This window comes from Nitrospira sp. BLG_2, assembly GCF_049222245.1.
Genome location: NZ_JBLYIG010000584.1, coordinates 1 through 8,326 on the forward strand (window position 1 = coordinate 1; position 8,326 = coordinate 8,326).

The 8,326-nt window shown below is 55.3% G+C and carries 7 protein-coding genes; 3 read left to right on the plus strand and 4 right to left on the minus strand.

Annotated features, from left to right (window positions below):
• On the plus strand, positions 1 to 755 hold a 755-nt coding region (locus ACOSYY_RS15590; RefSeq protein ID WP_421663524.1), incomplete at its 5' end, for a tetratricopeptide repeat protein.
• Between the two features lie 101 nt (positions 756 to 856).
• Here ACOSYY_RS15590 and ACOSYY_RS15595 read toward each other — a convergent pair.
• The 4 genes from ACOSYY_RS15595 to ACOSYY_RS15610 all read right to left on the minus strand — a co-directional run bounded on the left by ACOSYY_RS15595 (position 857) and on the right by ACOSYY_RS15610 (position 6,073).
• On the minus strand, positions 857 to 1,678 hold the full coding sequence (locus ACOSYY_RS15595; protein ID WP_421663525.1) for a class I SAM-dependent methyltransferase: 822 nt from the start codon (positions 1,676 to 1,678) through the stop codon (positions 857 to 859).
• Positions 1,679 to 1,860: 182 nt separating this feature from the next.
• Positions 1,861 to 2,913 (minus strand): TolB-like translocation protein, encoded by a 1,053-nt coding sequence (locus ACOSYY_RS15600; protein WP_421663527.1) that lies wholly within the window; start codon positions 2,911 to 2,913, stop codon positions 1,861 to 1,863.
• Between the two features lie 355 nt (positions 2,914 to 3,268).
• Complete coding sequence (locus tag ACOSYY_RS15605) at positions 3,269 to 3,829, minus strand: OsmC family protein (protein WP_421663529.1); 561 nt, start codon at positions 3,827 to 3,829, stop codon at positions 3,269 to 3,271.
• Positions 3,830 to 4,183: 354 nt separating this feature from the next.
• A complete protein-coding gene (locus tag ACOSYY_RS15610; RefSeq protein WP_421663531.1) occupies positions 4,184 to 6,073 on the minus strand; it encodes a sigma 54-interacting transcriptional regulator in 1,890 nt (629 codons plus the stop codon).
• A gap of 156 nt (positions 6,074 to 6,229) precedes the next feature.
• Here ACOSYY_RS15610 and ACOSYY_RS15615 point away from each other — a divergent pair, with 156 nt between their 5' ends.
• Positions 6,230 to 6,973, plus strand: coding sequence for a cytochrome b5 reductase family protein (locus tag ACOSYY_RS15615; protein WP_421663532.1), 744 nt, complete (start codon positions 6,230 to 6,232; stop codon positions 6,971 to 6,973).
• A gap of 313 nt (positions 6,974 to 7,286) precedes the next feature.
• The coding region (locus tag ACOSYY_RS15620; protein ID WP_421663534.1) for a class I SAM-dependent methyltransferase at positions 7,287 to 8,326 on the plus strand (1,040 nt) is incomplete at its 3' end.

An 8,326-nucleotide genomic window follows, 5' to 3' on the forward strand; every position in this document is an offset into this window, starting at 1 on the left:
GGTCTTTGTTCATCGTCGCGCTGATCTGGTGTGCATCGACCCTGCCCGTATGGCCACCCACCTCCGAAGACCGAGCGAACTGTCGGACTGGTGTCGGCCAGAAAGGTTCGGACAGTTCTGCTGAAAACTGCGACCTACCGCAACCGGTCCCGGAACCGACGCCCAATCAGAGTGAGTTCAGCCTTACGCCAGTCTCACAAGCTGAAGGCCTGAGCGAGTACCAGAGTCCTCCCGCTTCATCCACCCCTAATCCCGATCGGCTCGCACCCCAGAATAATCACGACCAAGACACACGGCTCAAATCTGCAAGTCCGACCGATCGTTCCTCTGATCGTAAAGTGGCATCTTCAAGTAGCGAGAAATCAGCATCCAGTCAGTCGGCCGCAAAACCTCCTAAAAATCCTGATGTCGACCAACGCCTAGCCGAACAGGGCGATGCATTTGCCCAGTATCGCCTCGGCCGTTTCTACGCACAGCAAAACGGGAAACAGGCACCGGAATCCGTGCGTTGGTATAAGAAATCTTCTGAAGGTCTGCGCCGACTGGCGGAAACCGGCAATGGACAAGCGATGTATGTCCTCGGGGTCATGTACGCCTATGGACGTGGAGTGGCGAGGGATAGGGAGCAGGCGCGGCGCTGGCTGGCACAAGCGGTTGCGCACAAGATTATGGCGGCCCAGCCGGTCCTCGCTAGCCTGGAGAATCAAAAGAGCGGCAGCTCCAACCAGCAGACTAGCGGAGAGGGCAAAAGGTGATGGCCAAGCAAAAACGAGCGGCTCACAATTCAGAACTCCTCATGTGATTTTCTCGGATTCCATTGCCGGATAGAAGGAGTCCGATTTCACCATTTCTCCCGTCACGACTCCCCTTTGACGGCAGAGTTATACTCGATGACATACAGGAATCGCGCCAATGTTCCGCGTTCCGCGTGATCCTTGAACCAGCCGTTTTCCGCGATGCGCGCGTCGGCGAGAAATACATTTCCTTCGGCGGCAAAATCCGCATACAGTGACCGGGAATAGTCATAGTTCTTTACCCAGTGGTTACGGACGTTCGGGGTAAAGTCGTGTTGTTGGTACGGCAGGGATAACGTTTTCAGGACCTGGGCCAGGCGAGTATGGCCTGGTTTCAAAATATCTTCCGCCTCTCCATCCTCTTTCACCTGAATCGCGGCCACAATCATTCGTCCCCCAGGTTTCAATTTGGCGTGGATTTTCTTGATGGTGGCGTCATAGTCGCCCATGAAATAGATGCAGTCCACTGCGACAATGGTGTCGTATCCTTCACCGGGAATTTCATCGGCGATCAGGTCCACGCACTGGAAGGTCGGCCTGTCGGCCTTGGATTGAGCGCGTTGACGGGCCTGAGCGATGGCCACGTCCGAATAATCGATTCCCAGAATCGAACAGCCGCTATTCTGAGCCAGATACTCGGTGATGCGGCCGTTGGAACAGCCGATTTCAAGGACCTTCTCGCCTGGTTTCAACAGCGAGGCCAGGAATTCCATTTCTTCCACATCCATCATGCCGTGCTGACAGAGATCGCCTCCGTAAACCTCCTCGCAAAAACGGGCATGCGTGGGACTCTCGTAGGCGCGCTTGAAGTATTCGTTGTACCAAGCCTTGGAAAACATCTTGTCCTGGCCCATACCGCCGGTATGAGTCAGAAGTTGATCCATGCTTTTATCCATTCTTGCGTCCTTCTCCGATGTTCTTGTCTATGTCTCTAGGAACAAGAATCTGGCGCCACTCCGTCTTCGCGAACAATCGCGAAGACGGTTTCCTATCACCAAGCGGTACTGATGTTTCGACTACTGCGTGGGACGGAGCGATTCCCTATCGAACAAATCCAGATGCTCTTTTACTTCTCCTTGACGCTCTTAAGCAGATTGGGCGGCGGCCCGATCGGCTCGAAATGTTTCAGTAACGGAACCTGGTCTTTGCGAACCGACATAATATCGTGATTGAGTGAACCGTATGGTCCATGGCTGCCTACAAATGTTTTGCCATCAGGGGTAAAGGTCCAACACATGTCCTCCCCGGCTGTGTTGATGGTATCACCGAGGTTCAGTGGCTCTTGCCATTCGCCTTTTGGATTCTGGTAGGAAATCCACATATCATGTCCTCCCCGCGAGCCCATGTCCGTACGCGTACTGGTAACGATGAGGCTCTTCCCATCCTTTGACAGACCGGTCCAGTGCATATGATCACGGTAAGGGGAATTGATCCGTGGTCCCAGGCTCTCCGGTTTCTGCCACACACCGTCTTTCTTCTCGACTTTCCAGATATCGCTGTCTTGTGTAACTCCGGGTTGCTGATAATTGAAGTAGATGAGACTATCGGACGCAATGATCGGACAATGCTCCTCGCCGGTCGCAGTATTGATGTGTGGGAGTTCCGGAACGTCGTTCCAATTCTTGGCCGGCTGCCAGACACCGTTGATCTTCTGTGTCACATAGAGATCGCCGGTCGAGAGGTTGCCCGGCTCGTATCTCGTGAAATAGATAACATTGCCGTCATCCGAGAGGCTCGGTTCCAGCTCCCACGCCGACGTATTGATATTCGGTCCGACAGTGGGATCGATGCCCGGTCCCAAATGAATCGGGGCTTGCCACTCGCCGTTCACATTGTGGGACATCCAGATATCGAAGTTGTAGGGAACTCCCGGCGAGGGGATGCTTCCTTGCCGTCCCGAGACAAAGATGACGGTCTTCCCATCGGCGCTATAGGTCATTTCGATCTCCGAGTCCGAGGAGTTAATGGGCTCCCCCATACTTTTTGATAGCGAAGAACTCATATTCGCATGTCCGCTATGCGGCATGTCCATGCCGGACATCGCCCATGTCACGGGAGGGAAAAGCAGGAGTGTAAGCAAGACAAATCCGGAATGCGGACGACAGGGGTTCGTATTCATCACAATCTCCGTATTATTATGGAATATCCAGGGCCGCTAGGCATTGCTTAGTTTCTACTGGAATGATGGAGGACATATTAGACGATCATGAAGTTTTCTTCATCGTGTCCCAACCCGTGCCGCCGCTATCATCGCCTATATTGCTGAGCAAAACGGACTGTCTCTATCTGACCGAGCCAAGGCGGACGCGACGGCTCCGACGATCGGTCCGTGAGAGCCGCCACGCTCTTGAATCTCCGCCAGGATCGGGGCTCTTTCAATCATCCCGATTGATGGCGATTTGGCCGAACCGCCATGCCACTCCATCACGACAGTCAGTCCTCAATCTTCTCAAATCCATGCGTCGCCTTTTATCCTAGCGGGATTCAATGTGGATGGATACCGGCACCGGATTCGACACGATATCGAACACGGGAGAAAACTTCGTCAGCTCCTCCAAATCTTTTGCTGTCGCGTCCGACTTTACGGTGAAGCTGGCCCGGATCTGTTTATACCCGCGCCGGACTTGATCTGAGAGTCCGAGGAAGCCCTGCAAGTCGAGATCGCCCTCTAGTTTCGATTCGATCGATTCGATATGAATTCCGCGGGCGGCGGCATGGTAGACCAGCGAGGTCGTCAGGCAAGCGGCCAGCGCGTGGAGGACGAACTCAACCGGATTCGCGCCCTGGTCTTTTCCGAGCAGCACATGTGGCTCGTCGGCATCGAGCTCGAACGGTTTCGTCCTTGTCGTATCTTCCTGGCCTGCACAATAGAACCCTTTGATCGCCGAGCGATTGTGGCCGCCGCTGATCCAGCGGTTGACGGCTCGGAACTGCGAAGTTCCCAAACTTGGATTCTGCTGGACTGCTTGAACGGTCTGACCCAACCGCTCCACATCGACACCATTGATGACTCTACCCATCGTTGCCTGTGACATATCTTTTCCTCCTGTACGATATTGGTTAATGAGGCATTGCCGAAAGAAAAGCCGGTCGGCACTCCGGCATATCATTTCCAGTTCATCCATTCGACATGGCGGTCTGGCGCCGCATGAACGCCATCCCCTCCTGACACTCATTGCTGCATCAACGGACTCTCGCTACAGCAGCATTGATGCCACGCCACTCAACATGAGGCCGCCCGATAATTTTCAATGAGTTATGGTCAGAACGCCGAGAATGGCGCTTCATGAGGCATCACGACTCGTGAAATCTCATGAGTGTAATGGTGAGATTTCGCAAAGCCAAAATGTTCTTACGGGAAGCAAGGTCCGAAGTGTCAGGGAGAAAAGTCAATGTACGATCGGTTTCTGAATCCTGAGCACTCTCATACGCGATGAAAGAGTAGAGGCATTGATGCCAAGCAGCTTCGCCGCACCATGTTCACCCGAAACCTTCCACTTAGTGGCTTCCAGCGCACGGAGGAGATTACGGCGTTCCAATTCTTCGAGCTCTTTGGCAGTGTGAATCGCCCGTGGCGCTGGTTCGCCGGGCAAGTCGGCTCGGGGCGATTGTGCCATCGGTTCAAATAATGCCCGTGTGAGGTTCAACCGGCCATCGGCGGCCGTAATCACGGCACGCTCTATGACGTTCTGCAATTCGCGCACATTGCCCGGCCAACCATAGTTCTTCAGCTGTCGTGCCTCGTCAGGGTTCAGCGGCATGATGGTGCGCCGCATTTTTGCGGCGAACCGCTGCGCAAACACCGACGCCAGACGCACCACGTCGTCGCCACGCTCGCGCAAGGACGGCAGGCGGAGCGGAAAGACGTTGAGCCGATAGAACAGGTCTTCCCGAAACTTCCCCTCACTGACGAACTTTGGCAAATCGCGGTTGGTCGCGGCCAGCACCCGCACATTTACTTTCCTGGTCGAGGCACTGCCGATCGGATCGAACTCGCCTTCTTGGAGCACTCGTAGCAGCTTAGCCTGCAGATCGACGGGAAGGTCTCCGATTTCATCAAGGAAGATGGTGCCTCTGTCGGCCAGCGCAAAGCGGCCCTCTCTTCTCTTCGTCGCCCCGGTGAAGGCACCCGCTTCATGACCAAACAATTCGCTCTCGATCAATGTGGCCGGGATCGCGGCGCAATTGACAGTGACCAGCGGCCGCTCCCGGCGAGCGCTGGCCTCGTGGATGGCACGGGCGACGAGTTCCTTGCCGGTACCGGTTTCTCCGGTGATCAGCACGGTCGCATCGGTCTTCGCAACTTGCGCAATGTCCTGGAGCACCAGCAGAAATGCCGGACTTTCTCCGAGCAAGGCACCCTCTTGGTGGAGCGCATGCAATTCTTCGCGCAGCAGTTCCGTTTCCGCCGTCAGCGATTGGATCTTCTCCTCCGCTTCCACCCGATCGTGAATATTACGAAGAATGAGGGTCGTGAATTTTCGCCGATGCAGTTCGAAACGGGACACCGTCGCCTCAGCCGGAAACGTTCGGCCGTCGGCGCGGCGCGCGGTAAGTCCTCCTGGAATCCATCTCGATTGCTGCCCCTCCGGACGCTCGTCGAGCTCGGCGATCAACGTTTGCAACCTCGCCAGGTCCTCCCGGTTCACGAATCGCGAAAAACCGCGGTTGATCATTTCGTCCGCCTGACAGAGAAACGTTTTCTCCGCCGCAGGATTGGCACGGGTAATCTGGAGTCGATCGTCTAATTCGATGATCGCGTCCATGGCGCTGGACAGAAGTCGGCCGACCTTTTCTTCCCGCTCACGGACCGCGGCTTCCACCCGCGTACGCTGAAGTTCGGCTGCCGCTCGCGCGGCGAAGATCTGAAAGATCGCATGAACTCGCGGCTCTTCAGGAATCGGCCGTCGGTCGATCACGGCCATGTGCCCCAGTATCCCGCCGTCTATGTCTTGGAGCGGCATGCCCATATAGCTGACGGCCCCGGCTTCCTTCAATTCTTCGTCATGGGGGTAAATCTCAAGAATCCGATCCGGAAAATGGACCAGTTTGGCCGTATCAATCACGCGCTCACAGGGAGTTCCGGCAATATCCACTTCGTAGTTCCCGATCCACCGGCCGTCCATCCAAAAGGCGAGCGCCCGCAGACGACGCGTCTCGAAAAAGTATTCCGTGACCCATGCGCCGTGGGTTCCAAGAGCCTTAGCAAGGTTTTGGACCAGTGCTGCGAAAAACTGCTGCCCGGTTTCCGTTGCGGTGCCTTCGAGGATCGCGCGCAAGGCAACGTCGGTTTGAAGATCCTGAAGAGGTGTGGAGTGATCAGACGGAGGAGATGTCATGAGGCGAAAGTATGGGACGGGACGCGAGACAGATGCAAGAGGCAAGAGGAGGAACGATCGGAAAAGTTTAGTTGCACGTCGTAATGCGAACTCGATATGATGCGCTTCACCATGGACAGTGTGACTCGCATCAAGACCAAAACGCCTGTTCCCTACAAGCTGACCCACGTCGAGACGGATACCCATGACACGAAGACGTTCCGTTTCGAGCTTCCTGCCGATGCCACGCTGGATATGCTGCCCGGCGATTTTCTCTATGTGCATGCCGAGATCAACGGTAAGCAAGCCAAGCGGCCCTACACTCCCTCGTCGCTTGTCGGGACCACGGGATTCTTCGAGCTGACAGTCAAACGCTATGACGCCGGTTCCGTCTCGAAGCACCTGCATGATCGGAAGATCGGAGATACGGTGTCGATGAGCGGGCCGAATACCGGAGGGCATTGGGTTGATGGAATGGCAAAGCGAGTCGGATTTGTAGCGGGAGGCACCGGGATTACCCCGATGATCTCCATCATTCGTTGGATTTTGATCAACAAGATCGATGCAGAATTATTCCTGCTCTTTGCCAACAAGACCGAATCGGACATCATCTTCCGACGGGAGTGGGAACGCCATGTCCGAGACTATCCGAACTTTCATTGTCACCATGTCTTGGAACAGCCGCCTCCCGATTGGGAAGGTAGCGTGGGGCGCGTCACTCCTGAAATTCTCCGGGACCATCTTCCAAGTCCAGCTCCCGACACCTGTGTGTTTCTTTGCGGTCCCCCGCCGATGGTCGATTCATTGGAAACCGTGCTGAAAGAACTGGGCTATTCCCAGCAAGCCATTCTTCTTCCCTAATTCTCCCCCTGAGGAACTTCCTAGTTCTCATCCTCTTCGTTATCCGACTACCTTAAAACCAACCGTGCCGTAGTCGGTTGAGATGTATGTTCTGCACAATGCTTGAAGAATGCCTCAAAATATAGTCGCGTGCTTCGCACTTGATCATGGTCACATGACAAGGACTAAGCGGAATAATACGTCATCGCATCTTGACATAAGCGCGTCTTGGCACCTGCTTGAACCTGAATTCATCGACAGACCGTACGTATTCTAAAGGCGTAGTTCGCCTATTCGATGACGAATCTCAGGTCATAGTCCAAAGGAGGTCATTATGTCTGAGGGCAGTCTCGTCTCGCGGGCAACCCGAAAGATCACAGGCAAGGTGCTGAGCCATGGCATTCGGCGATTGGCGGAAAGAGTCCGGTCCAACGGCGGGCAGCCGCTCGACCTCATTCTACCGGACGGTTCCCGCCTCAATTTCGGTCAGGAACCTCGCGTGGTGCTCGCAATCCGCGATCCGAACTTGCTGCCGGCATTAACCCATCCCACACTTGGATCGCTCGGCGAGGCATTCGTCGACGGACGCATCGATATCGACGGCGACATCATATCCGTGATCGCCAGCGCCGAGCGCCTGGTGGCGGTCGGCGGCTCGCCGGCGACGGCACGAATCCCCGCTTCGTCGGCATGCCATACTTGCCAACAGGATCTCGACGACATTAAACATCACTACGACGTGAGCAACGATTTTTATCGGCTCTGGCTGGATGACCGCATGGTCTATTCTTGCGCGTATTTTCAGCCCGGAAACGAAACGATCGACGCCGCGCAAGAAGCCAAGCTCGATCACATTTGCCGCAAGCTACGCCTTCAGCCCGGTGAACGGTTCCTCGACATCGGCTGCGGCTGGGGCGGACTGATTGTTCATGCCGCTCAGTGTTACGGGGTACATGCGGTCGGAATCACGCTCTCGGACAATCAGTTTGCTTTGGCCAAGGAGCGCGTCAAAGCAGCAGGCCTTGAACGACAGATCAAAGTACTCCTGCTGGATTATCGCGACGCGCCGGAAAGATTGGGGGAGAGCGCCTTCGACAAAATCTCCAGTATCGGCATGTTTGAGCATGTCGGCCGGAATAATTTTCACCTCTACTTCGATATTGTGCGACGCCTGCTGCGCGATAGAGGGCTGTTTATGAACCACGGCATCACCTCGCCGGATGCCGACGGGCGCACGGTCGGCTCCGGAGTGAGCGGGTTTATGGACAAGTATGTGTTCCCCCATACCGAACTTCCCCATCTTCACACGGTGATCCGTGAGATGGCGAGACAGAACTTTGAGGTCTATGACGTTGAAAGTCTACGACCGCACTA

Excerpts from the sequence above, each read along its gene's own strand:
- ACOSYY_RS15595 (WP_421663525.1), bottom strand. The coding sequence starts at position 1,678 with ATGGATCAACTTCTGACTCATACCGGCGGTATGGGCCAGGACAAGATG.
- ACOSYY_RS15615 (WP_421663532.1), top strand. The coding sequence starts at position 6,230 with ATGATGCGCTTCACCATGGACAGTGTGACTCGCATCAAGACCAAAACG.
- ACOSYY_RS15600 (WP_421663527.1), bottom strand. The coding sequence starts at position 2,913 with ATGAATACGAACCCCTGTCGTCCGCATTCCGGATTTGTCTTGCTTACA.
- ACOSYY_RS15605 (WP_421663529.1), bottom strand. The coding sequence starts at position 3,829 with ATGTCACAGGCAACGATGGGTAGAGTCATCAATGGTGTCGATGTGGAG.